Source organism: Catenulispora sp. GAS73, from assembly GCF_041262085.1.
Taxonomy (GTDB): domain Bacteria; phylum Actinomycetota; class Actinomycetes; order Streptomycetales; family Catenulisporaceae; genus Catenulispora.
Map to the genome: position 1 here is coordinate 324,542 of NZ_JBGCCM010000007.1, position 23,862 is coordinate 348,403.

Annotated in this window: 16 protein-coding genes; 9 read left to right on the plus strand and 7 right to left on the minus strand. The window is 69.6% G+C overall.

Going from position 1 to position 23,862, the window contains the following annotated elements:
• Window positions 1-194 precede the first annotated feature (194 nt).
• Both ABH935_RS13360 and ABH935_RS13365 read left to right on the plus strand, forming a co-directional pair.
• On the plus strand, window positions 195-857 hold the full coding sequence (locus ABH935_RS13360; protein ID WP_370378175.1) for a CU044_2847 family protein: 663 nt from the start codon (window positions 195-197) through the stop codon (window positions 855-857).
• Entirely contained in the window at window positions 847-5,799 is a 4,953-nt protein-coding gene (locus tag ABH935_RS13365; RefSeq protein ID WP_370378176.1) for a tetratricopeptide repeat protein, read from the plus strand. The genes ABH935_RS13360 and ABH935_RS13365 overlap by 11 nt, the downstream gene beginning before the upstream one ends.
• A gap of 327 nt (window positions 5,800-6,126) precedes the next feature.
• Here the strand turns inward: ABH935_RS13365 and ABH935_RS13370 are convergent, their stop codons facing one another.
• On the minus strand, window positions 6,127-6,933 hold the full coding sequence (locus tag ABH935_RS13370; protein WP_370378177.1) for an SAM-dependent methyltransferase: 807 nt from the start codon (window positions 6,931-6,933) through the stop codon (window positions 6,127-6,129).
• 195 nt (window positions 6,934-7,128) lie between these two features.
• On the opposite strand from ABH935_RS13370, the gene ABH935_RS13375 reads away from it, so the two are divergent.
• The 5 genes from ABH935_RS13375 to ABH935_RS13395 all read left to right on the plus strand — a co-directional run bounded on the left by ABH935_RS13375 (window position 7,129) and on the right by ABH935_RS13395 (window position 14,395).
• The gene (locus tag ABH935_RS13375; protein WP_370378178.1) at window positions 7,129-9,093 is read left to right on the plus strand and encodes a cell wall-binding repeat-containing protein; all 1,965 of its coding nucleotides are present in this window, start codon (window positions 7,129-7,131) and stop codon (window positions 9,091-9,093) included.
• Between the two features lie 46 nt (window positions 9,094-9,139).
• Window positions 9,140-9,739: a HutD family protein gene (locus ABH935_RS13380; RefSeq protein ID WP_370378179.1), complete on the plus strand. Its 600-nt coding sequence runs from the start codon at window positions 9,140-9,142 to the stop codon at window positions 9,737-9,739.
• A gap of 117 nt (window positions 9,740-9,856) precedes the next feature.
• On the plus strand, window positions 9,857-11,080 hold the full coding sequence (locus ABH935_RS13385; RefSeq protein WP_370378180.1) for a hypothetical protein: 1,224 nt from the start codon (window positions 9,857-9,859) through the stop codon (window positions 11,078-11,080).
• Window positions 11,081-11,268: 188 nt separating this feature from the next.
• On the plus strand, window positions 11,269-12,246 hold the full coding sequence (locus ABH935_RS13390; protein ID WP_370378181.1) for a transporter substrate-binding domain-containing protein: 978 nt from the start codon (window positions 11,269-11,271) through the stop codon (window positions 12,244-12,246).
• 277 nt (window positions 12,247-12,523) lie between these two features.
• Window positions 12,524-14,395, plus strand: a complete 1,872-nt coding sequence (locus ABH935_RS13395) for a flavin monoamine oxidase family protein (RefSeq protein WP_370378182.1) — start codon at window positions 12,524-12,526, stop codon at window positions 14,393-14,395.
• Window positions 14,396-14,502: 107 nt separating this feature from the next.
• Here the strand turns inward: ABH935_RS13395 and ABH935_RS13400 are convergent, their stop codons facing one another.
• Genes ABH935_RS13400 through ABH935_RS13420 form a run of 5 tightly spaced genes read right to left on the minus strand, consistent with a single transcriptional unit; the run spans window position 14,503 to window position 18,316 of the window.
• Window positions 14,503-14,715 (minus strand): Trm112 family protein, encoded by a 213-nt coding sequence (locus ABH935_RS13400; RefSeq protein ID WP_370378183.1) that lies wholly within the window; start codon window positions 14,713-14,715, stop codon window positions 14,503-14,505.
• Between the two features lie 7 nt (window positions 14,716-14,722).
• Window positions 14,723-15,460 carry a methyltransferase domain-containing protein gene (locus tag ABH935_RS13405; RefSeq protein WP_370378184.1) on the minus strand — a complete coding sequence of 246 codons (738 nt, stop codon included), beginning with the start codon at window positions 15,458-15,460 and terminating at the stop codon, window positions 14,723-14,725.
• A complete protein-coding gene (locus ABH935_RS13410; protein WP_370378185.1) occupies window positions 15,457-16,755 on the minus strand; it encodes a condensation domain-containing protein in 1,299 nt (432 codons plus the stop codon). Before ABH935_RS13410 ends, ABH935_RS13405 begins: the two co-directional genes overlap by 4 nt.
• On the minus strand, window positions 16,752-17,273 hold the full coding sequence (locus ABH935_RS13415; RefSeq protein ID WP_370378186.1) for a class I SAM-dependent methyltransferase: 522 nt from the start codon (window positions 17,271-17,273) through the stop codon (window positions 16,752-16,754). The genes ABH935_RS13410 and ABH935_RS13415 overlap by 4 nt, the downstream gene beginning before the upstream one ends.
• Complete coding sequence (locus tag ABH935_RS13420; RefSeq protein ID WP_370378187.1) at window positions 17,270-18,316, minus strand: DUF3068 domain-containing protein; 1,047 nt, start codon at window positions 18,314-18,316, stop codon at window positions 17,270-17,272. The genes ABH935_RS13415 and ABH935_RS13420 overlap by 4 nt, the downstream gene beginning before the upstream one ends.
• Window positions 18,317-18,443: 127 nt before the next feature.
• Here ABH935_RS13420 and ABH935_RS13425 point away from each other — a divergent pair, with 127 nt between their 5' ends.
• Entirely contained in the window at window positions 18,444-19,379 is a 936-nt protein-coding gene (locus ABH935_RS13425; protein ID WP_370378188.1) for an alpha/beta fold hydrolase, read from the plus strand.
• Here ABH935_RS13425 and ABH935_RS13430 read toward each other — a convergent pair.
• Window positions 19,361-19,522: a hypothetical protein gene (locus tag ABH935_RS13430; protein ID WP_370378189.1), complete on the minus strand. Its 162-nt coding sequence runs from the start codon at window positions 19,520-19,522 to the stop codon at window positions 19,361-19,363. The genes ABH935_RS13425 and ABH935_RS13430 overlap by 19 nt on opposite strands.
• 76 nt (window positions 19,523-19,598) lie before the next feature.
• Here ABH935_RS13430 and ABH935_RS13435 point away from each other — a divergent pair, with 76 nt between their 5' ends.
• Window positions 19,599-23,807 (plus strand): alpha-(1->3)-arabinofuranosyltransferase family protein, encoded by a 4,209-nt coding sequence (locus ABH935_RS13435; protein ID WP_370378190.1) that lies wholly within the window; start codon window positions 19,599-19,601, stop codon window positions 23,805-23,807.
• The last annotated feature ends 55 nt before the right edge of the window (window positions 23,808-23,862 follow it).

Here is a 23,862-nt window from a genome sequence, read left to right on the forward strand (position 1 = left end):
GTGGAACCCCTCGCTTGACCGCTCCCGCCGGGTGGGGATCTCCGTAGTCAGTACAGCTAGCCGTGTTCCCCGCACACGGCGACGCTGCCCTCGAACACGTGACTCGCGAGGTGGCGGCGATCCGCGCAGCGCCGCGCTGACACCACGTCACGACGGCGGCCCCGGCACGGCGTGCCGGGGCCGCCGCAACGCAAATGCGCTCCGAAGTGCGCGCGACGTCAACGCTCCAGGCCCGGCGGTTCGAGTCCCTGCGGCCAGCCACGATCGCCCGCCTGGAATCCGCCCTCGGGATGCTGCTGCTGTCTACCGATGGCTGCGTCCTCGCCTACGGCACCATCATCGCCGCACCACTCGGTATCAGCACGCCGTTCGCAGCGACGGCGCCATCTCCTACGGCACGCTCATGTTCCTTGCTGGAGCCACCGCAATGGTTGACCGAGGGAAAGCATACGGCGACTCAATCCGGAACCAAGAGTAATGTTTATCTCACAATTCGTGAAGGGCCGGCAAGAACGGTGGACGGCATGGACACCAGTATCGTCGAGGTCAAGCTCCCGAACGGCACGGTGGCACTTGTGCAGGCGGTGGATGCTGACGCCCTGGGTGCGGATGAGGAAGATGGGGGCGCAGAGCAAGTCAAGTATTCGGAATTATTTGATTTCGACAAGCTCACGGCAACGCTGGACGGCGTCGCGCACGCAATCAAGTCAGGGGTGGAGAAGGCGCTGCCCTCCAAGACCACCGTAGAGCTCGGTATCAGCCTGGCTGTCAAGAACGGCGTTTTGGCGGCCTTGATCGTCGACGGCAAGGCGGAGGCGTCGCTCAAAGTAACGCTGGAGTGGGTCAATGACAAGTGACGGCGATCCGAATCCGCTGATCAGCCTGCTGCGTGACTGCGTTGTTCGGATCGACGCCGAAAAGGGCTTTCGCGGAACCGGATTCTTCGTGTCACCGGGCCGCGTCATCACTTGCGCTCACGTGGTCCACGGAGTGGCGGGCCTGGCCGTGTCGTGGAAAGAACGGACCCCGGTTCCCGCCTCGGCTGTGTATGCCGCGCCGCGGCTCGACTCATTCGATGGGCGGGGCCACTATCCCCTTCCTGACGTCGCGGTAATCGATCTTGACCTAAGCGCCGGACCGTGGGATCACCCGTGCGTCCGCCTAGCCACGGATCGCCCCGTGCTCAATTGCCTGGGCAGCATGCTCTATCTGGTGGGGTACACGGATGAACTGACGAGGTTCGTCCCAGCGTTGACCGGCGTCAGCACTGTCTTCGAGGGGGAGGTATTCGAGGAAGCCCACAAGCTCTACAAGTTCAAGAACGGTCAGATCCGCCCCGGTTTAAGCGGCTCGCCGCTGCTTGATCCGCGTTCTGGCACGATCGTGGGCATCACGGAGGCCACACGCAACAAAATGGCCGACCTCGGCGGCTTCGCTGTCCCGGTCACGGAATTGACCGCCTTGCCCGACGTCGTCGCCGCGAACCAGGAATTCCATTGCGAGGACCGGAGGTGGGAGACCGCCGTCGAGGCCGAGCACATCCGTGCGCATAACCGTGCCGAGTTGGGGCTTCTGCCCGCGGTCCTGAAGCCGCCGAGTGCTGACGGCGAGCTCTCGCCCACGGTGGTGTTCAGTCCTCGCTACCCGATCGTCGGGTACGTCGGGAGTCGTCGGTTGCTCGACGACCTGGCCGCCTGGCGCGACCACGAGACCGCGGACGGTGCCCCCGTCGGACTTTGGTTCGTGAAGGCAAGCGGCGGATACGGCAAGACCCGCCTTGCCGTCGAAGCATGTGTCGAGGCCGAGGCACTGGGCTGGACCACAGGTCTGCTGCCGGTGAATCCCCGCGACGACAACATCCGGGCGTTGGCAGAGTGGCCAGGGCGGCTACTGCTTGTCGTCGACGACGCTGAAGCGTGGCCGAAGAATATAGCGCGGCTCGTCAGCGAACTCGCCTCCCGCCGCTCCAGACGCCCAGTCCGGATCCTGCTGCTGGTCCGCCGTGATATCGGGCAAAGGGAACTCCACGCCCTGTTCAACGAAAGGCACGAAGAGGAACTGGCCAGCTTGTTGCGCGAGGCGCCGGTGTCCCTTTTGGACAAGGGTGGCGTCGAGGTCGACCGCATCCAGCTCTTCCGTCGTGCAAGCGCCGACTTCGCCGCGTGGACCGCTTCCGCGACGGGCATCGATGTCCGCGCGCAGGACAGCGCGGAGCCACTGCCGTCGCTACGAGCGCCGCACTTCGCCCGCCCGTTGTATGTTCTCGCTGCCGCTTACCTGCACCTGAAGCGTCAGCCCTCGGACGCAGAAGTGGATATGCTCGGCGAAACCGAACTGCTGCGCGCTCTGCTCAAGGAGCATGAGGCCCAGTACTGGAACAACGTTGCCACCCGGCGGCGTCTCCCGCTTGAGCAGGAGGACCAGCGCAACGCAGTCGCCGTAGCCACGCTGCTGACTGCCGAGGGCAAAGAGGAGGCGCTCGCTGTCGCCCGCCTCGTCCCACACCTTTCGGGCGAGAGCGAGCCGAGACTTATGGCCGTGGCCCGCTGGCTCGGCGAGCTCTACGCGGCCACCACGGCGAACGGGGAGCTGCGGATCGCGCCGCTCCAACCAGACCGCCTCGGCGAGGTTCTCGTTGCTGACCTGCTGAATCTGTACCCTGACCTGCTGTCCGCCGCCCTCGATGTGGCATCCGACCGCCAGTCTGCCCACTTACTCGCCATCGTCACCCGCGCCGCCGTGGACGACTCCGTCGTCGAGGACTGCCTCAGCCGTGCTCTCGACGAACGACTAGTAGATCTCTACCTGCGTGGTATGGGCGCAGGCAGTCCCGCGCCTGGCCAGGCCAGCCCCGAACTCTTCAATGCCGTTGTCGTCGCGATGATCGTGAGCAAGCCCGTTGCGGGTGCGATCGCGCTCGACGAGTGCCTGACGCTGGCTCTGCCCCGCCGACTGCAGGACCACGCTGTCGGCGTTGCGGAACTCGCGGTCGAGGGACTCCGGAAGCTCGCCGGCCGCGACCCGTCGCGCGAGCGCGAGCTCATCACCGGCTTGAGCAGGCTTTCCTCCCGGTTGAGAATGATGGGCCAGTGGGAAGAGGCGGCCGAGCGGGCGCGCGAGGCAGTCAGCCGGTGCCGCGAGTCGGCTGCGGATCGCCACAGCGCGTTGCAGACCACCAGTCTTGCCGTCTCGCTGGTCGAACTGGTCGAGGCACAGCGGAAGCTCGGTCTGTTGCCCGATACTGAGGCACTGGCCGACGAATCTGTTGCGCTCTGCAGAGCGCTGGCCGCTGCCAACCCGCCCGAGTGTTTGCCGTACCTTGGGGCAGCCCTGCGCAATCTGGCCCGAGTGTTGGGCGACGGTCCGCGGCACGCAGAGGGACTTGCGGCTGCCGGGGAGGCCGTCTCCATCGACCGAGGACTGTCCGCCGGTGATCCGTTGCTTTACCTTCCAGGTCTGGCGGAATCGCTCGCCGCGTTGGCGGTCGCTCATCGCAAGGCTGGCCAGCCGACCTCTGCGGTGGAGACCGCGAAGGAGGCCATCGCAATCTTCCGCAGCGTTTCCAAGACTCGCGGTGATGCGTATCAGCTGGAACTTGCGGAATCTCTGGGCACTCTGGCCGGCGCGCAGTTCGAGACGGAGCCGCCAGACGAGGCCCTGTCGACGGCCGGTCAGGCAGTCCACGTGCTCAGACAACTCACCGAGAACGAGGATTCACCTGACGGGTATCGTGCCGCACTGGCACGGTCCCTCCAGACATGGGCCGTCATGTTGGCGGAAACGGGAAGGCCTTCGGAGGCGCTGGACTTATCGCAAGAAGCGGTTGGCATATGCCGACGACTGGCCGGTACGAAGCCCGGCGCTTACCATCCCGACCTGGCTTCCGCATTGACGGGTCTGGGGGCGGCCTGGTGGCGAGCCGGGCGACTCGAGGACGCCCTTGCCGCATCGCACGAGGCGATGTCCATCCACCGGTCGATCGCCGAATCCGACCCGGACGGCTACCGCCCGGAGCGGGCCCGATTGCTGACCCATCGGGCCGTCTACCTCGCGGATGCACGAATCGGGGGCGAAGCGCTATCGGCTGCCCGCGAGGCGGTCCACGAATATCGGCAACTCGCGACGGTCTCTGCCGGCTATCGCAACGATCTGGCAGCGGCCCTGACGAATCTGGCCGGCATCCTCGGTGAGGCGGACCATGCGGACGAGGCGGTCCGGACGGCTACGGAGGCGGTAGAGCTTTACGAAGAGCCCACTGGGTCCCTTCCTTTCGCCGATGTTCCCGTATTTGCCGGGTCGCTGCACGCCCTGGCCACTCTCCTGCTGGCCACAGGGCCTTGCGACAAGGCGGTGGACTCGGCACGGCAGGCAGTGGATCTCCTTCGGCTTGCCGCCGAACGCTCCCCGGGGGAGATACCCGCGCTCGCGGCATCGATGCACACCCTCGCAGTGTGTTTGAGCTCCGCAGGGCGTCCGGAGGAGTCGCTGCGGTCAGAGCGAAATGCGGTCAGCCTCTACCGAGAACTCGCCGCAGCCAGTCCCACGGCGTACGCGGGGAGGTTCGCCGAAGGGCTCGGTACCCTGGCTACGCTGTTGGATGACGTCGGCCGACGTTCTGAGGCCGAAGACCTCTTCGCGGAGAACCTTGCTCACTTCGCAGAAACCCCCGACATGGTCGCCTCCATACTGCTGGCACGCGGGCGCCACTGTATGACGCACGGCGATCTGAGTGCGGCCGTCGATGACCTCAGCGCCGCGGCACGGGCTGCGGATGATGCCGGGGACCGCCCGGTTCGAAGCCAGGCTCGAAGGTATCTATGTCACCTCCGCCAACAGGACACGTCCTCCTTTGACCGTGCGTGGGAGAGGCGGCAAGTCCCCTTGCCGATGTGGCTTGAACATCTGGGTGTCAGCGACCAGCTGATCCGGGCCGTCAGCGACTGGGCCGGTATCACGGTGCCCGCCGAGTCGCGGGTTCACTTGGAGGGCCACGCGGCCATCCTGCTCACTGACGAGGCCGAGGCCGTTCTCGAACACCTCATCGATGCCAACCCTGGGACTGGATTCCTGGACAGTCGACTCAAGCTGCTGCAAGCGGTGCGCGCGGGTGGCATCGCTAATGCCTATGAAGATCTTACGCGGCAGGTCCTGCAGAGAGAGAAGACAGAGATCTTGGAAGCATGGTTAAGCGGAGGCAGTTGGCAAGTCTGCCGAGACTTCGCCTGCGCCCATGCCGATGATCTCGTCCATCCGATCACGATGGCCCATTTCGATGGGATATGCACTGGACGACCGGATATCCATTCATTTCGACTGCATCGTGGGATCTTACACTTTGCCGCAGAGGCGCCGGACGCGGCAGCCGGGTTCCGCGACGCTTACGATCTGGGACTCGACGCGGGCCGCCTACGGGCCTTGCTCACTGATTCCGACCCGCCGCTGTCCGGACCTACGCGCCTCGCGCTTGCGCGGATGTACAGCGGTCAGTACGCCAGCGAGCCCGAGGCACACTTTCTGCTCGCCACCGTCCTGCTTGGCGGAGAAGGATCAGACGAGGAGGAATTCGGCCCAGGCACGCGGCACTGGCGGGCGACGTCGGTGGGCTCGCCGGTTTCGCTGGGGCCGGACCTATTGGCCGAGGTCAAGCAAGCCCTTGCGGACTGCGCCGACAATGCTGTGCCCTACGAGCGCCGGGACTGCGCTGAACGCCTCGCCGGGTTCCTGGCACGCCGCTCTGGCCTTGAACCGTACGCGGCTGAATTCCAGCACATTCTCATCGGGGCATCCACGATCGGATAGGTGACAGCACCGCGGGGTCCAGAGCCGCTGTGGTTGTGGCTGAACGAGCGGGGATTGCCGTTCGGGATCCATTCCTGGGAGGGCGGGTTCCGGGAGGCGAACCAGCCTTGCGAAAGGGTGCTGGACACCGTCCCACGCTGGAATCGCGCGACGTGCTCAACCGCGGTCACGCCGCCCGCAGCAGGCCCAAACGCCCCGGACGTCCGCGGACTGAACCGCTCCGGATTTGATCCAGACTCTGGCCATGGCGCGAACCCGGGGCAGTTCAGCGAAGCAAAGCCCCGTCGATGCCCGTCGCCGCATCGGTCGCTCGCCTCCTCTGCGATGTCAAAGTTTGTGGGCGACACCGCCCGCGCAGGCGACCTCGGCGGGCACGCCCCAGGGATTCGGTTCGGGTCGCCATTGGGAGACCGATACGACGCCAGGTTCGATGAGCTGCAGGCCGTCGAAGAAGGAAGCGATCCGCTGTGGACTGCGGGGGGTGTAGGGGACCGCGCCGCTGGCTTGGTTGAAGCCTCGGATGGCCTCCACGTAGGCCGGATCGGTGTCGCTGCCGTCATACAGCGCCAGATAGCTGCCCGGGGGCAAGGCCGCCATCAGGCGTTCCACGATGGATCGGGGGTCCTGCTCGTCGCTCACCAGGCCCATGATGCCCATCAGCATGAGCGCGACCGGCTGGGTGAAGTCCAGGGTTTCGGCGGCTGCGTGGAGGATGGCGTCGGGGTCGCGTACGTCGGCTTCGATGTAGGCGGTGGCACCCTCGGGGGTACCCACCAGGAGCGCCTCGGCGTGGACCAGGACCAGCGGATCGTTGTCGACGTAGACGATTCGCGAGGTGGGCGCCATCCGTTGCGCGACCTCGTGCGTATTGTTGACTGTGGGCAGCCCCGTCCCGATGTCCAGGAACTGGCGGATCCCCGCCTCGCCGGCGAGGTACTGGACGACGCGGGTGAGCATGTACCGGGACTGGCGTGCGATGTCAGCCATGCCCGGGAAGACCTCAAGGATCTTCTCGGCGGTCTGGCGGTCGACGGGGTAGTTGTCTTTGCCGCCGAGCAGATGGTTCCAGATCCGGGCCGAGTGCGGCACCGTGGTGTCGATCTTGGCGCGTGGACGAGTGGCTGGGTCGTTCATCGGGGTCGCCTCCTGGCTGAAGAACGTCAGGCCACTTTTATACAGGGCGCGGTGGCCCGCTTCGATTCACACCAGCTGATGATTGGCCTTCCCAAATTCATCTCAGCTGATATCATCGGCACGCCCAACACACCAAAGTCAGTACACGAGCAAAGGCGATGCCAACCCTCGCGCTTCGCCGTCCCAGGGGGATCCATGACCATCACCAGGAAGTACGGCATCGCTGTGGCATCGCTCAGCGTACTTGCCGCGTCGATCGGCCCGTCGGTGACGCCGGCGAGCGCGGCCTCCGCGGCATCCGGCGACACAATGCTCTACATCCCGGGCGACAACAGCAACACCGCGTCGGTGACCGCCTACGACCTGACGAGGCACTCCACCGCAGCCACGTTCAACACCGGTCCGGCCAGCCAGGCTGTGGTCAGCCCCGACGGATCAACCGCCTACGTGGCCCTGAGCGACGGCCACGTCACGGTCATCAACACCGCGACGAACACCATCACCGACAACATCGCGCTGACCGACTCGGCCGACGCGATCGCTTTGACCCCCAACGGCGCGACCGCCTACGTCGCCAGCACCTTCGGCAACTCGGTCCCGGTGATCAACACCGCGACCAAGACCGAGATCGCGGAGATCACCGTCGGCAGCGCCCCCTCAGGCATCGCGATCAGCCCGGACGGTTCGACCGCGTACGTGACCAACGGCGGCGGCAACACCGTCTCGGTCATCAACACCGCGACCAACACCGTCACCGCCAACTACGCCGTCGGCTCGAACCCGGGCGGCATCGCTGTGGCCCCCGGCGGTTCGGACGTCTACGTCGCCAACCAAGGCGACGACACCGTCTCAGTGCTCAACTTCGCGGCCGGCACCAAAAGCACCATCGCCGTGGGCAAGAGCCCGACCAGCGTCGCGATCACGCCCGACGGCTCGACCGCCTACGTCGCCAACAGCCTCGGCAACAGCGTCTCCGTGATCGACACCGCAACGGGCACTGTCACCAGGACCATCAGCATCACCGCCGCCGGCAGCCCCTACGGCATCACCATCAGCGCCGACGGATCAACCGCTTACGCCTCCTGCCCGGGCTTCCACGGCGACGCCGCGGTCACGGTCATCGACACCCGGACCAAAACGGTCACCAACACGATCACCGGGCTGGAGACCGCGTCGGGCATCCCGGCGGTAGCCGTCACGCCGTACATCGGGACTGGGACCGGAACCGGGACCGCCGTCACCCGGCTCGGAGGCACCGACCGCTACGCCACCGGCCGCCAGGTATCCCAAACCCAGTGGCGTAACGGGAGCGCGAACGCAGTCGTCCTGGCGCGCGGCGACGCCGCGCCGGACGCGCTGGCAGGCGGACCGCTCGCGGCCCACCTCCACGGACCACTGCTCCTCACCCAACCCGCCGCACTCGACCTGGCCACGCGCGCCGAGATCGACCGCGTCCTGGGCGGACCGGCGTCGGGCAAGAGCGTCTACATACTCGGCGGCGACAACGCGATCTCACCGGCGATCCAGACCGGACTGAAGAAGGCCGGCTACAACGTCGTCCGCCTGTCGGGCGAGGACCGCTTCGCCACGGCACTGGCGGTGGCCAAGCAGTTCGGCCCGACGTCCGAGGCGATCGTCGCGACCGGCCTGGACTTCCCCGACGCGCTGGCCGCCGGCCCGCTGGGCGCGGTCCGCAACGCCCCGATCGTGCTGTCCAACGGCACGACGCTCGACCCGGCCACGGCCTCATTCCTGGCCGCGCACAAGACGATCGACGCCGTCGGCGGTGCCGCGGGCAAGGCCGCGGCACGACTGGGCAGCACCGGCAGGACGGTGAACGTCCTCGCCGGCGGCGACCGTTTCGCCACGGCCGAAGATGTCGCCGCTGCCGTCGTACGCACTACCGGTCACGCACCGACTGCTGTCGGCGTGGCCTACGCGTTCAACTTCCCAGACGCCTTGACTGGAGGCGCCTTCGCTGCGAACGCCAGTGAGCCCCTGCTCCTGACCGGCAGCACTACGGCCGATCCGGGCCTGCTGGCGGCGCTCAACGGCTGGCGTTCGTCAGTGACCGCCGTTGAGATCTTCGGCGGCAAGACCGTGATCAGCCAGAACACTGAAAATCAGATCGCCAACGCTATCGGCGGCCACGAGAGCTGAGGCCTCTGCTTAATCCGCGGGTTCGGGGTTGCTAGTATGGATCTTGATGACTCTGACACTGCTCCCGGCGGCCGACCGCGCCGCGACGCCTTGGAAGAACGGCGGCGGAGTGACGAGGGAGGTCGCCTCCGCCGGGGTATCCGGCCCAGGTGGCACGCTCAATGACTTCCTCTGGCGGATCAGCCTCGCGGACATCGGCGCTGACGGACCGTTCTCGGCGTTCGACGGCTATGACCGCGTGATCACGCTCGTTCGCGGCGCGGGCATGCTGCTGACGATCGACGGTGTCGAGCACCGGGTCGACGATCGGTTCGAACCACTCGCGTTCTCCGGCGGCAGCCTGACCGACTGCGCTCTGATCAACGGCCCCGTCGTCGATTTCAACGTCATGACGCGAGTCGGCGCGGCGAAGGCGGAGGTGACGTTCGCCAGGCTGCCGGATGTGCACGCCGAGATCCGCGTGGTGCTCGACGATGTGCGGAGCGTCGCGGTCGCGGTAGTGGTTGACGGCCACGCCGATGTGCGGTGGGGCGCGACGGCGACCGCGCTCGGGGAACTCGACGCCGTCGTGGCACGCGGTGAGCGGTTCGAGATCACGACGGCGAGTCGAGCCGTCGTCGCACTGGTGCGGATCGACGAGGCCTGAGTCGGCGACGGCGACAGCCCGGATCGTCGCCAGCAACTACCGCTTCGTGCCATCATCGTGTTCTGCGATGTGCGAAGAGTGAACCGGTGATGTGCGGCCGTTTCCGGGAGGGCGTGCGTGAGGGCAAACCGCGGCGCCCTCAGGGTGCTCATGGGTCTGACGCTGGTGTTGTGCGCCTTGTTCGGCGTCACCGGCGCCGCCGCGATCGCGGCACGCTCGTCGGATGTCGACCGTTTCGCCGGGCATATCGAGCCGCTCGCCGTCGATCTGCAGCAGCTCTACACCGCTCTGAACGACGCCGACGCGACAGCCGCGTCCGCATATCTGTCGGGCAGCGTCGTCGGCGACCCGCTGCGCGACGAATACAACGCCGACATCGCCAAGGCTGAGTCCTGCCTGGCCTCCGCCTCGCGGGCGGCCGCCACCGACGACACCGTCTCGGCGCGGCTGGCGGCCATCGCGGGCCGGATACCCGTCTACACCGGCCTCGTGGCCACCGCTCAGACCGACAACCGCGACGCCGTCGAGCCGCAGCCGATCGGAACCGCCTACCTGCGTGAAGCGTCGACCCTCATGCGCGCCAATTTGTTGCCCGACGCACTGGCCGCCTACCAGGCCGAAGTGGGCTCGCTCGACGAGACCGAGCACGCGGTCGACCGCCCGTGGCGGGCTCTGGAAGTGGTTCTGGTCCTGGCCCTGGCGGCGCTCGTCGTGGCGCAACTCCAGCTCGCGCGGCGCTTCCGTCGGCGCCTGAATCCCGGGCTGCTCCTCGCTTCCGGGACGCTGCTCGTCGCCGGTGTCTGGTCCAGCACGGCTGTCGGATATCAGAACGCTCATCTGACCGCCGCGAGCGACCGGGCGTCCCGCATCCGGACGCTGGCCACCGCCTCCGACAGCGCCATCGAGGCGCACGCCGACGAGGCGCTGACGCTCATCGCCCACGGTTCCGACGCCGGGGCGTACACCCAGGACTTCACCGCCCAGCTGAAGACAGCCGTCAGCGCGGCCGCGAGCGTCAAGCCCCCGACGGCGCAGCTGGACGACGTCGCAACGCGCCTGCGCGACTGGTCGGCGGTGGACACGCGGGTGCGGGCCGCCGCCGACGCCGCCGACTACCGGACCGCGGTCGCGACGGCCCTCGGCGCCGGAGCCGACGACGCCGCACGCATCGCCGACGACCTGAACGCGGAGATGACCGGGACGCAGAGCGCGTTCGTCGACGAGACCCGGGCGGCGTCCGCGGACCTGTCCGGACTGGTCGCCGGCGAGATCGTCCTCGCGGTTCTGGCCGCCGGCGCGGCCGGCTACGGCCTGAACCGGCGCCTCGCCGAATACCGATAGCGGCACCTGCGCGGGTGCGGTGGCGACAGAAAGGAAGAACCGTGACACGCCTCAAGCCGACGGCCCTGATGGCGCCGGAGAAGCTGACGCCACCGACGGCACGGACGCGGCTGACGACACGGACGGTACGGGCGGCACGGACTGTGCGGGCGACACGAACGGTACGGCCGGCATGGACGCCACTTACCGTGCTGATCGCTGCCGCGGCCTTGCTCCTGTGTGCGTGCGGCACCCCGACCGGAGCGAGCGCGACCGTCATCGGCTCGGCCGCTCCGGTGTCGCCGCCCATGCCCGCGAACGTCTCCAGCGCCGGCCCGACGCCGCCCACCGCCCAGGGGTCGAGTCCGCCGGCCTGCAACCCGGTCGCCTCCTACCGGCCGGCCGCGACCATGCCCGTGCCCGGCGCCATGCCGGCCGGATCGACGATGGCCCGCATCCAGGCGCGGGGCAAGCTCGTGGTCGGCGTGGACGAGAACACCTACCTGTTCGGTTATCTCAACGCCGCCGACGGCGAGATAGAAGGGTTCGAAATCGACCTCGCCACCGCGGTGGCCACCGCGCTCTTCGGCGATGCCGCCGGGCACGTCCAGCTCAAGCCCATCACCGCCGAACAGCGGATCCCGGACCTGCTCAACGGGTCGGTGGACATCGTCGTCGACACCATGACCCAGAACTGCGCCCGCTGGCAGCAGATCGCCTTCTCCACCGAGTACTACGCCGCCACCCAGCGCCTCCTGACGAACAAGAACTCGCCATACAAGTCGCTCAGCGACCTCGGCGGCCGGAAGGTGTGCGCGGAGACCGGTTCGACGTCGCTGGAGACGGTAACCCGCGCCGCCGGACATCCCATCCCGGTCGGCGTGGACGGCATCACCGACTGCCTGGTCATGCTGGAGCAGGGAGAAGTCGGCGCGATCTCGACCGACGACGCCATTCTGATCGGGCTGGCGGTGCAGGACCCGCAGACCCATGTCATCGGGCCCGCCCTGGAAGCCGAGCCGTACGGCATCGGGATCGCCCCGAACAGCGTCGACCTGGTGCGCTTCGTCAACGGCGTGCTGGACCGGATGCGCGCCGACGGCAGCTGGACGGCCCTGTACCGGAAGTGGCCCGGCCAGCTCGGCGGTCCTGTCCCACCCCCGCCGCCGGCCGTCTACCGGGACTGAACGCGGCCACGCCGGCGGGTAGTCACCGCGACTGATCACCGAAAGCGACTTCGCCGAGTCGCCGGCCCGGCTGGTGGAGCCGACCGGGACGACCGGCTTCGCCCCGAGTCGCGTTCGGTCCCGCAGGCGCCGCGCCATCGCAAACTACGGTTGCGCAGATGGCTGCGATGGACGATGCCGCCGCATACTGACCCCAGGGTGGAGAAATGGGTCGATACTTCAGCACGTACGTCCTCGCAGTCAGTCTGCGTTAACAGAGAACAGAGAGAAGAACGCCGTGAAAAACAGGATATCGGGTCAGTTCGGCCTGCCCGAAAACGCCGGGCGTCCCGAACGCGCCGACCCGCGCGGGGGCACCGGCCTGACGCGGCGCGCGCTGGTCGGGGGTGCGGCCGCCGCCACGCTGGGCCTGCCCGTGGCCACTGGCTTCGGCCTGCCCGCCTCCGACGCCGCCGCAGCCGCACCGCGGACGGACTACCCCGGCGGCGGCGACGAGGCGACGTCCCGGGACCTGGCCCGCGAGGTCCTTCTGGTCAGCGACGACGAACGGAGCGATCTCAAGCTCGACTATCTCAAGATCCTGATCGACGGCCGGATGCCCGCGCCGACCGCCCGCAAGCGGGTGCTGATCGTCGGGGCCGGTGCGGCAGGGCTGACCGCCGCGCGCCTGCTCACCGCAGCCGGGCACGATGTCGTGATCCTGGAGGCGAACGGCAACCGGGTCGGCGGGCGGATCAAGACTTTCCGCGGCATCTTCTCCGACCCGCACTTGCACGCCGAGGCCGGCGCCATGCGCCTGCCGGACGCGCACCCGCTCGTCCTCGCGCTCGGCGACAAGCTCGGCCTGACCCGCCGTCTGTTCTACAACGCCGACGTCGCCCCCGGCGCGGTCTCCACCGGCCGGATCCCGCCGGTGACGTACACCTCGTTCACCGGCGAGACCTGGACCAACGGCCCGGGCGGAACGGCGTTCAGCCCGCCGCCGCCCACCGGACTGTCCCTGATCACCTCGAACGGCCTGACCAGGACCCGGAGCGCGTACGCACGGAATCCGAGCGCGTTCAACAGCCTGTTCGGCACGGATCTGGCCACCACGACCACGGCCGCGGCGAACGCGGCGTTCGCTCCCGTGCTCGTGCCCGGCACCACCCCGATCGCGACGCAGTTGGCCGGCTGGACGCGGCTCCTGCGTGACTTCGACGGCTACTCCACTCAGCGGTACCTCGTCGAGAACCAGGGCTGGGACACGGCCCGGCTGCAGGCCGTCGGCACCGTGGAGAACCTCACCTCACGCCTGCACTACTCGCTGATCCCGACCTTGTTCGACCACGCACTGATCAACCCGACGAGCCGGTACTGGGAGTTCGAGAACGGGACCGCTTCCCTCACCGACGCCCTCGCGGCCCCGCTGAAGAACCGGATCCGCACCAACCGCAGGATGACCAAGCTCGTCCAGGACGCGCGCGGAGTGACGATCGAGACCACCGCTGAATCAGGGAGTGAGGACTCCTGCGACGGCGCGCCGATCGGCCCGGTCGAGACCTTCCACGGCGACTACGCCATCATCGCCGTCCCCTTCAGCGCCCTTCGCTTCTGCCAGTTCGAGCCGCTGATGTCCTACCCCAAGCGGCGGGCGGTGGAGGAACTCCACTACGACAGCGCGACCAAGGTGCTCCTCGAATTCAAGACGCGCTTCTGGGAGCGCGGCCCCGGCGGCTTCACCGGCGGCGGCAACATCTCGGACTACCCGAGCCGCTTCACCTACTTCCCCTCACACGCGCCCCGAGGATCCCGCGGCGGCGTGGTGCTCGCGGCCTACTGCTGGTCGGACGACGCGATGCGCTGGGACTCCCTGACCCCCGGCGAACGCTACGCACTCGCTCTGGACGATATGGCTCGCATCTACGGACGGCAGGTCTACACCGAGTTCACCGGTGTCGGTGCCACCCAGTCCTGGGCCAGGGCCCGCTACGCCCTCGGCGAGGCCGTCGTCGTGACGCCCGGCCAGCTGCACGAACTGCACCCGGCCACGCGTACGGTCGAGGGCCGGGTGCACTTCGCGGGCGAGCACACCAGCCTCAAGCCGGCCTGGATCGAAGGCGCGCTGGAGTCCGCGGTGCGTACCTTCCTCGAAGTGCACGCACGCTGATTGAGCCTGCCGTCCGGCCCGGAGCCGAACGACGCTCTCGTCCCTGCCGTCGCCCCGGCAGGTCGAGGCGAGAAGCCGGGAGGGTTTCGGACCGGTTGCGCAACCGGTCAGCCGGAGCGCCCGCTCCGGAGCAGCCGCGCGTGGTCCGCCTCGCCGACCGGGACGCTGTGGTCGGGCAGCAGGATGGGTAGCTCGTTCTCGATGCGGTACAGACGGCGCAACCGAGGGTTGTAAAGCACTGATTCCGTCTCGACGTACACCAGCGGGCCCTTGTCGATCGGGCACGCGAGCACGGCGAGCAGAGCAGGGTCCAGGGGCATAGCGGGCCTACCGGCGGTCGGTGATCGGCTCGGGCTTGACCGCCGCGACGAGCAGGATCGCGGCTGTCGTCGACCGCCACCGGAACAACCGGTCCAGCGGCCGCAGAATGCCGGGAACGTCGTGGTACCTGGCACCGGCCACCCGCTCCACGCGAAAGCCGTTCGCGGCCAGCAGACTGACCAGAGCGCGGCGCGTGAACAGATGCAGGTGGCCGACGACCTCCCGGCCCGGCCGGCCGTGGATGGCCCGCAAGCTCACCTCACTGAACAGCGGCTGCACCCCCAGCGCCAGCAGGCCCCGGTTGAACCACGCGGCCAGGTTCGGCGTCGACAGCAGCAGTGTCCCGCCGGGTCGCAGCACCCTGCGCAACTCGCCGAGCGCCGCGTCGGTGTCGACCAGATGCTCGATGATCTCGCTGAACACCACGACATCGACCGACGCGTCCGCGATCGGCAGGCCCGGGGAGTCCACCGAGCCCTGTACCACGGTCAGGCCGAAGGAGGCGGCCCGTTTCACGGCCTCGCCGGACCAGTCCATGCCGATCACCTCGTGGCCGGGGCAGGCCCGCGCGGCCTGCGCGGTGGCGGCTCCGTCGCCGCACCCCACGTCCAGGATCCGCAACGGCCGGCCCGCGGCGCGGACGATCCCGGTCAGCATGCCGATCTGGCGGACCGTCCGGTCGTGCCCCGAGGCGATCGTGGTCGCAGGGTCCTCATACAGGGCGCGCAGGCTGGTCATCGTCATGACAGGGCTCCGGTGGCTCCGGCGAGGGTGGCGATCTCGGCGGCGAGGTCGTGCACGTGGGTGACGAGGACGGTCGCGAACTCCTCGGCCGCGGACGCGTCGAGCAGGGCGTGGCGGTGGCGGACGGTCAGGTGCAGACGGCCTCGGTAGGTGGCGGCGCCGACCGACAAGCCGCGCGGCATCGGCGCCGGCGGGGAGGCCCACAGCCGGTCCGCGGCGCTGCCGAAGGAGAAGACGTCTGATATCCGCCCGATGTTCGACAGGCACGTCGTGTCGGTGACACCGCCGGCGGCGAGTTGGCCCGCGGCGAGCAGCGCGCGCCGCAGCGGGTACGGCAGACGGCCGGCACCCAGCACGGCTCCGACCAGGCCCGCCGCGTGCGGGCTCGCGCACCGCTTGGCTTCGGCGGTCTGCCGGACGATGGAGCCGAGCAGCTGCCTGGTGTCGTCCCGCTCGGTGTCGGCGACGCCGATCGAAACGATCCGCGACAGGTTGCCGAGGAATTCCTCGCGGTACTGCGCCGGCCGGGCGTTGAGCGGCATGGTGATCGTCACGCGGCCGTAGCCGGTGGCGTGGCGGCGGTTCCAGGTCGCCACCGTTTCGAAGAGCGCGGCGAGCAGCATGTCGTTCACCGAGGCGCCGTACTGGCGGGCGGCGTTCAGGGCGGCGGTCGGCTCGGTGTCCAGGATGCGCAGGGCGAATCCGTAGCCGGGGCCGGGCGTGTGAGTGTCGCGGGCGATCCTTGCCGATCGCCGCGTGGGCACCGCGGTATGTGGGTCCTGATTCGGGCTCTGGTGCGGTGGCAGCGTGGCGGTGCGGATCGTCAGCGGGTCGATCGGCGGGACCTGATCAGGTTCCCCGGAGTAGGCGGCGGCGATCGAACGCATCAGCCGCAGACACGAGACGCCGTCGAACAGTGCGTGGTGCGCGCCGAGCATCACGGCGTCGCGCTCCGGCGTTTTGACCAGCCGTACGCGTATCAGTGGGCTGTGTTCCAGCGCGATGCGTTCGGCGAACAGCCGCTCCCGTTCGGCGTCGATCGTCCCGGTACCGACCTCCACCGGGTCCAGGTCGGCCTGCTCGGCGATCTCCCACCAGGAGCGGCGCGTGGGCCCGGCCGCCCGGCGCCGCGCGCGCAGCAGCGGATGCACAGCCAGGACGTCCCGGACGGCGTGACGCAGCCGTTCGGCGTCGATCGGGCCCGGCACCTGGACCTCGAAGTGCACGGTGTTCGGCTCGGCCCGGCGCTCGAAGACCCGGCCCAGCTCGTCGACGGAGGTGAAGGGGATTCTCATGCGAGCCTGCGCACCAGGTGGGCGTTGAAGCCCCGGCCGGGGATCCGCGCGATGTCCTTGCGGGTCTTCAGGTGCCGGCCGAGGTTCTTGGTCTCGTCGGGATCGCCGAGCACGGCCACCAGTCCGCCGGGGCGCGTGACGCGTATCAGTTCTGCGAGATAGCCGATCGGATCCGGTCCGGCGGCCAGCCGGGTCCGGGAGACGCACAGATCCACGGCGCCGTCGGGCAGCGGCAGCCAGCAGGCGTCGGCGAGCACGTCGGGCGCATGCGGTTCGCGCCCGCCGTGGGGTCCGCTGTCGTAGGGCAGGGCGAGTTCGAGGACGCTGGGGACCGCGCCGATGCTCCCCCGCTCTCGCAGGGCCTCGGCGGTCGCGCGCCCGCCGGCGCCGACGACCAGGACGCTGGTGAGCGGGCCGGCCGCGGCGGCGGCGATGCGGGCCGCGACGGCGCGGGCCACGCGATCGACGACAGGGGGCTGCGACGGTGGGGCGGCCGGCGCCCGAGTGGTGATCGTCATGGCGTGGCGAGCCTCTCGACGGGGTCTGGGTCGGGACGGAGGTCCGGGTCCGGGTCGGGATCCGGGTCAAGATCCGGGTCCGGGCCGGGATCGGGCAGCGGGCGCTGTCGGCGCAGGCGTCCGCCCGCCGCCACCGCGACGCCGGTCAGCGTGGCGGCCGTGCCGACGGCGAGCAAGGTGAGCGGACCGGTGGTGGCGACCAGGGTGAGCCGGGAGTCGTCGTCGGCCGCGCGCCGGGAGGTGGTCGCGACCGTGGCGGCGTCGGAGGAGACGTCGACGTCGAGGGCGACGACCGCGTCGGTGGCGCCGCCCGGCGGGCGCAGCGTGATGTGCAGGTGGCTGCTGCCCGCCACCGGCGCGCCGGTGATCGGGTCGACGAGGGTCACCTCGCGGGGGTTCGCGTAGTACTCGTCGGCCGCGACGGTGCCCGTGCCGGTGAGTCCGACGACACCGCCGGGCACGGACAGCGAGCCGATCCGGACCGGCTGGACCGCGCCGACGAAGCGGTAGAGCTGATGGCCGTTCACCTTCTGGGTGCCGTCGAAGTGCGCGATGTAGGCCTCCATCGCGGTGGCGTCCCAGACCACGTAGTCGTGCTTGCCCAGGTCGAAGGGAAACTTCATGTAGGCCTCGCCGTCCACCGGCGGGTCGCTGCCGCAGCAGGCGACCGGCTCGTTGGTGTGCCGGTCGAAGACCCAGCGGTCCACGCTGAAGCTGTAGGCCTGCCGGGGGTCCTGCGCGGTGAGCGTGGTCGGGGTGTCGGTGCGGGTGGCGATGTCCCAGACCGCGTGGCCGGTGTGCTCGGCCTCGGTGACGTTCCCGACGACGTGCCGGGTGATGGTGATCTTCGCCGGGCCCGTGTCCCTGCCGGTCGCGGGGTCCAGATACGTGCCGGTGCCCACCGAGACGTCGGTCGAGTCGATGTCCAGCGGCGCGACCTGCACCCGGGGCAGCGTCCAGAAGCGCAGCACCGGGGCGAGGGTGAAGGAGAACGCCGCGATCGCCGTCGCGGCTGCGATGCTGGCGGTTTGTCGGCGGCGCACGGATACTCCCGGGTGAGCGGTCGGTGCGGTCCTCGCAAGGGGCCTCGCAAGGGACTGCGAGGGTGGCGGGTGTGGGAACCGTACGACGCTGTTGACGATTCGTCAACAAGACCGTCACACTCCCACCATGCTCGGTTTCGTCCTGAACGTGTCCCGAGAGCCGGTCCGGCCGCCCCGCCCGCCGGGCGAGTTCGTCAGGATCGGCGGGGTCGTGCTGCACGTGGTGCGCTCCGGTCCGGTCGACGCCCCGGTGGTCCTCATGTGCTCCGGGCTCGGCGGGGCCTGGTTGAGCTGGGACGCGGTGGCGCCGCTGCTCGACGACCGCTGCCACGTCGTCCGCTTCGACCGGCCGGGCCTGGGCTGGAGCGCGCCGGATCCCCGGCCCCCGACCGCCTCGCGCGAGGCGTACCGGATGCGTGCCCTGCTTCGCGGGCTCGGCCTGCCGGGGCCGTACACGCTGGTCGGGCACTCGCTCGGCGGGCTGTTCGGGGAGGCGTTCGCCCGGACGTATCCCGAGCTGACCGCAGGGCTCGTACTCACCGAGTCCGCCTGCGAGCCCGTGGACCGGTTCGGGCGCCACCGCGAGCTGAAGCTGCGCATCGCGCGCACCTGCGGCGCCATCGCGCAACGCGTCGGGGCCAGCCAGCTCCTCGGGCCCAGCCTGCGCGAACTCGGCGTGCGGACGCAGTCCCGGCGGGGCGTCGAGACCGCCGACGCGCGGCACACCCACGGCGCGTTCTGCCACGGCGCCACGGTCACCGCGGCGATGATCGAACGGGCCACCTGCTACGACATGGCGGCCGAACTCGGCATGCTGCGTGGCGGCCACCCGATGCCGCAGGTGCCGGCGTTCGTCCTGTCCGCGACCGGCCCGCGCAAGGACCCGGCGGCGGTGCGGCGGTGGCGGGAGCATCAGCGCCTCCTGGCGTCGGTCGTCGGCGCCGAGCATCGCGAGATCGAGGACTCGGCGCACCTGATGCCGATCGACCGCCCGGACGCCATCGCCGACGCCGTGCTGGAGGTGATCGGCCGATGCGGTCTCGGTCAGCGCGGGGACTGGTAGCTGTACAGCGGGTCGTCGTGGTTCTGCGGCCGCGGGTCGCCGACCTTGACGACCAGTGCGGCGGCGCCCCAGGCGGTCGCCGATCCGGCGAGCGCGGCGGCGAGGAGCCAGATCAGGGTTCTGTGCGGTTTCGCAGTGCTCATATGAGCGAGCGTATTGACGAAGTGTCAACACGACAATAGCGTCTCCAGGCGCGGTCCTTACGAGAGGAGCCCAGCGGTGAGCGTCGCGAGCGGTACGGTCCTGTCCCGGCCAGGCAGCGCGGCGGCGCCGGATCCGGGCGGCCGCGCGGTCCGCCGCCGCTGGCTGCTCGCGGTCTGGGCCTCCGCGCTGGTCGCCCTGCTCAACGAGGCGCCGGGACGGATCGTCTTCGACACCAAGCTCGGCGTGGACGTCGACCCGGCCGGTTTCCTGGGCCGGTTGTGGCACCTGTGGAATCCGCTGGAGTCGATGGGCCGACTCGACGACCAGTACGTCGGCTACGCCTTCCCGATGGCGCCGTTCTACGCCCTGGCCAAGCTGGTCGGCGTGCCGGTCTGGATCACCGAGCGGCTGTGGATGTCGCTCATCGTGGCCGCGGGCTTCTGGGGTCTGGTCCGGCTCGCCGAGGCGTTGGGGATCGGCTCGCCGCGAACCCGCTTGATCGCAGGCCTCTGTTACGGACTGTGGCCGACGTTCACGATCCTGATCGGCTCGACGTCGGCGGCGGTGCTGCCGGTCGCGCTGGTGCCGTGGGCGATCCTGCCGCTGGTCAAGGGCTCGCGTGGCGGGAATCCGGTGGCCGCGGCGGCGCGGTCGGGGTTCGCGGTGCTGTGCATGGGCGGGGTGAACGGGGTGATCACGCTGCTGGCGTTGATCGCGCCGTTCCTGTTCCTGGTGACCCGCACCTCGGGCGCGCGCCGCAGAGTTCTGATCCTGTGGTGGATCCCGTGCGTCGGCGCCGCGGTGCTGTGGTGGCTCGCTCCCCTGCTCTACATGGGTCGCTACGGATTCAATTTCCTGCCCTACATCGAGACCGCGCGCACCGCGACCAAGACCATGTCCGCGACGGCGGCGCTGCGCGGCGCCGGCAACTGGACCGCGTATCTGCATTTCGGGTCGCCGTTCCTGGTCGCCGGGTGGGTGATGGTCGCCTCCTGGGCGGCGGTCGCCGGCGCCGCGGTGGTGGCCGCGATCGGCCTGGCCGGGGTCGCGCGGTCGGACCTGCCGGAGGCGCGGTGGCTACGGGCCTGTCTGGCTGTCGCGGCGCTGGTCGCGCTGGCCGGCTACGCGGGATCGTTCGGAGGGCCGTTCCACGCCGCGGTGCAGCGGCTGCTCGACGGCCCGGCCGCGCCGTTCCGCAACGTCTACAAGTTCGAGCCGCTGATCGGGCTGGTGCTCGCGCTCGGGGCGGCACATCTGCTCGCTTCGTTCGAGGTGCCGCGAGTACGCCCCCTGATATCGGTCGCGGCCGGTGTTGTCGTGGTGGCCGGCCTGTGCGGGACGGCACTGCCGTATCTGTCCGGCCGTGTCCTGCAGTCCGGATCATTCACCGCCGTGCCGGACTATTGGCGTCAGACCGCCGGCTTCCTCGCGGCGAACAGCCCTCGTACGGACGCGCTTCTGGAACCGGCCGCCTCGCACGGTTTCTACAGTTGGGGCTCGCCGATCGACGAGCCTTTGGAGCCGCTGGGACAGTCGCCGTGGGTGCAGCGCTACATCGCGCCGATCGGCAGCCCCGGCGGGCAACGGATGCTCGACGGGTTGGAGACGGCCTTCTCTTCGGCGCAACGGATCCCAGGGCTGTCGGCGTATCTGGCGCGCGCCGGCGTGCGGTATGTCGTGGTCCGCTCCGACCTGGACCAGAGCCAGTTCGACTACGTCTCGCCGGTGCTGGTTCACCGGACGTTGGACTTGTCAGGCTTCGTCCAGGCCGCGCACTTCGGACCGGTGCTGCCCGCCGCGCCGATCCAGCCGGGGATGCCGCTGGGCGTCGCGGCGACCGTCGAGCGCTTCTACGCTGTCGAGATCTACCAGGCCGCCGATCCGACCGCCCGGCCGACGCAGCCCGTGACCATGCTCCCGGTCGCGAGTACCGTGCAGGCCGGCGGGGGTCCGGAGTCGCTGCTGCAGGCGGCGGGGAGCGGGCTGATCGACGGCAAGGCGGTGCGGCTCAGCGGTGACGTGACCGCGGCCGATCCACTCGGGGCGGGTGCCCCGCTGCTGGTGACCGATGGTTTGCGGCGGGAAGACACGACGTTCAGTCTGGCGCGTGACAACGCTTCCTATACGTACACGGCCACCGAGACCAGTCCACCGGGTCGGCAGGATGGGAGCGCGGGCAAAGCGCCGCGGCAGATCCTTCCGTTCCCGGGCGTCGAGCACCAGAGCGTCGCGGTGCTGGACGGGGCGGCTTCGGTGCAGGCCTCGACCTTCGGTTCGTGGCTGTTGCAGTCGCCGGAGTACGACCCGGTCAACGCCTTCGACGGGGATCCGGGGACCGCGTGGGCCGAGGGGGATCCGACGACGCCGGTCGGCCAGTGGGTCCAGATCACGTTCGACCACCCGGTGACGCTGTCGTCCGAGATCACCGTGCAGCTGCTCGACGACAGCGTCTTCCGGCCGGTCGCCACGCGGTTGCGGGTGGCCACGGATCAGGGCTCTGTCAGCGACGCGGTGTCCGCGACCCCGGACAGTCAGCCGCTGGCGCTGCCGCCGGGGCCGACCACGAAGCTGCGGGTGACGATCGAGGGTGCGCGGGGCGGGGTGCCGGGCGGGTTCGGCGCCGGGATCGTCGACTTCGGCATCCCGGGCGTGCACGTCACGCGGTACATTCAGGCGCCGCACGACGCGAGCACCGCGGGGCGCGACGTCACATTGTCGTTCCACCGGCAGGTGAGTGGTCAGACGCTGTACTCGGCCGGCGATCCGGAGTCCGGACTGTACCGGCAGTTCACGCTCGACGCGCCGGCCGGCTTCACCGCGACGTTGGCGGCGGTGTCCGTCGCCGGTCCGTCTCTGGACTCCTTCCTGGACGGGGTCTCCAAGCCGACAGGCCTGAGCATCACTGCGAGCCCGTCGCTGGGGGACCTGCCCGCGTTCCGGCCGCGGAACCTGGTCGACGGGTCGTACCTGACGGGATGGCTGGCCGGGGACGACCATCCGGAGGTCCATATGGCGTGGAACGGGAAGCGCAGTATCACCACGATGACGCTGATCAGTCCGGCCGGATATGCGGCGGCGCCGTTGAGCGTGCACATCGCGAGCCCCGATGGGACGCGTGACGCGCAGGTCGGTCCGGATGGGACTGTGACTTTCCCGGCGCTGAGCACGGATCAGCTGGACATCACGTTCCCGTCGATCGCCAAGGTCGAGCTCTACGACCCGGTGGCCGGGGCGGATCGGAACCTGCCGCTGGGGCTGTCGGAGATCTACGTTCCGGCGCTGTCGGACCTGCGGTCGGCAGCGACGGACGTGAACGCGCCGTTCCAGCTGCCGTGCGGGCAGGGTCCTGATATCTCGGTCGACGGCAAGAGCTATCCGACCTCTGCCTCCGGCACACTGGGCGACTTGCTGTATCGGACGCCTGTGAGCGTGCATCTGTGTCCTGGCAATACGACGGTCTCGTTCGGCGCGGGTACGCATCGGATCACGGCGCCGGGGTCGGGCGGGCTACTTGCGGTGAGCGACGTGACGCTTTCCTCGGCCCCGTCTACGCCGGCCTCGGGATCGCAGCCTCGTACCGTCGATATCGCCTCGTGGAGTGCCGAGAACCGGAGCGTGGATGTCGGGCCGGGCGACGCGGCGTATCTCGAAGTGCACGAGAACCAGGCGAAGGGTTGGGCCGCGAGCCTGGACGGACGCCAGTTGACGCCGGTGCGGCTCGACGGGTGGCAGCAGGGCTATGAGATTCCCGCCGGTGCCGGCGGGCTCGTCACGCTGACGTACACACCGGCCACCGGCTACCGGCTGACGCTGCTGCTCGGCATCGCGGTGGCGGCGCTGCTGGTCGGGCTGACGTTGCTCGCCGGAGGCATCGGGCGCTGGGACGGGCTCGGGGCGTCGGACGCGGCAGCGGCGTGGGGCCCGTGGACAGTGGTTGTCGGCGCCACGATACTGCTCGCGCTGGTCGCGGGGCCGGTCGCGATCGCCGCGCCGGTGCTGTTCCTGCTCGGGCGGTACCGGGCGTGGATCCTGCCGGTACTGGCGTTCGCGGGCTTCGCCGCCGCCGGGATCATCGCCGCGGTCTCAGTGAGCGGACCGGCGCCGGCGCGCAGTGCCGTGGCGGCGGTCCCGGGACCGGCGCCGGCGTCGGTCAGCAGCGTCGCGACGACGGGGAACGGACCGACGCCCGGCGCCGGGGCTTTCGGCCCGGCCGCGCAGGTGCTCGCGGTGGTGGCGCTCGGGGCGGCGCTCACCGTGCGGCAGAAGCCTGCTCAGTCGCCTTGAGGCGGCTGGGACCGGGGCCGTGCGGATCTGGCCGCGGGGATGCGGCGCAGGCACG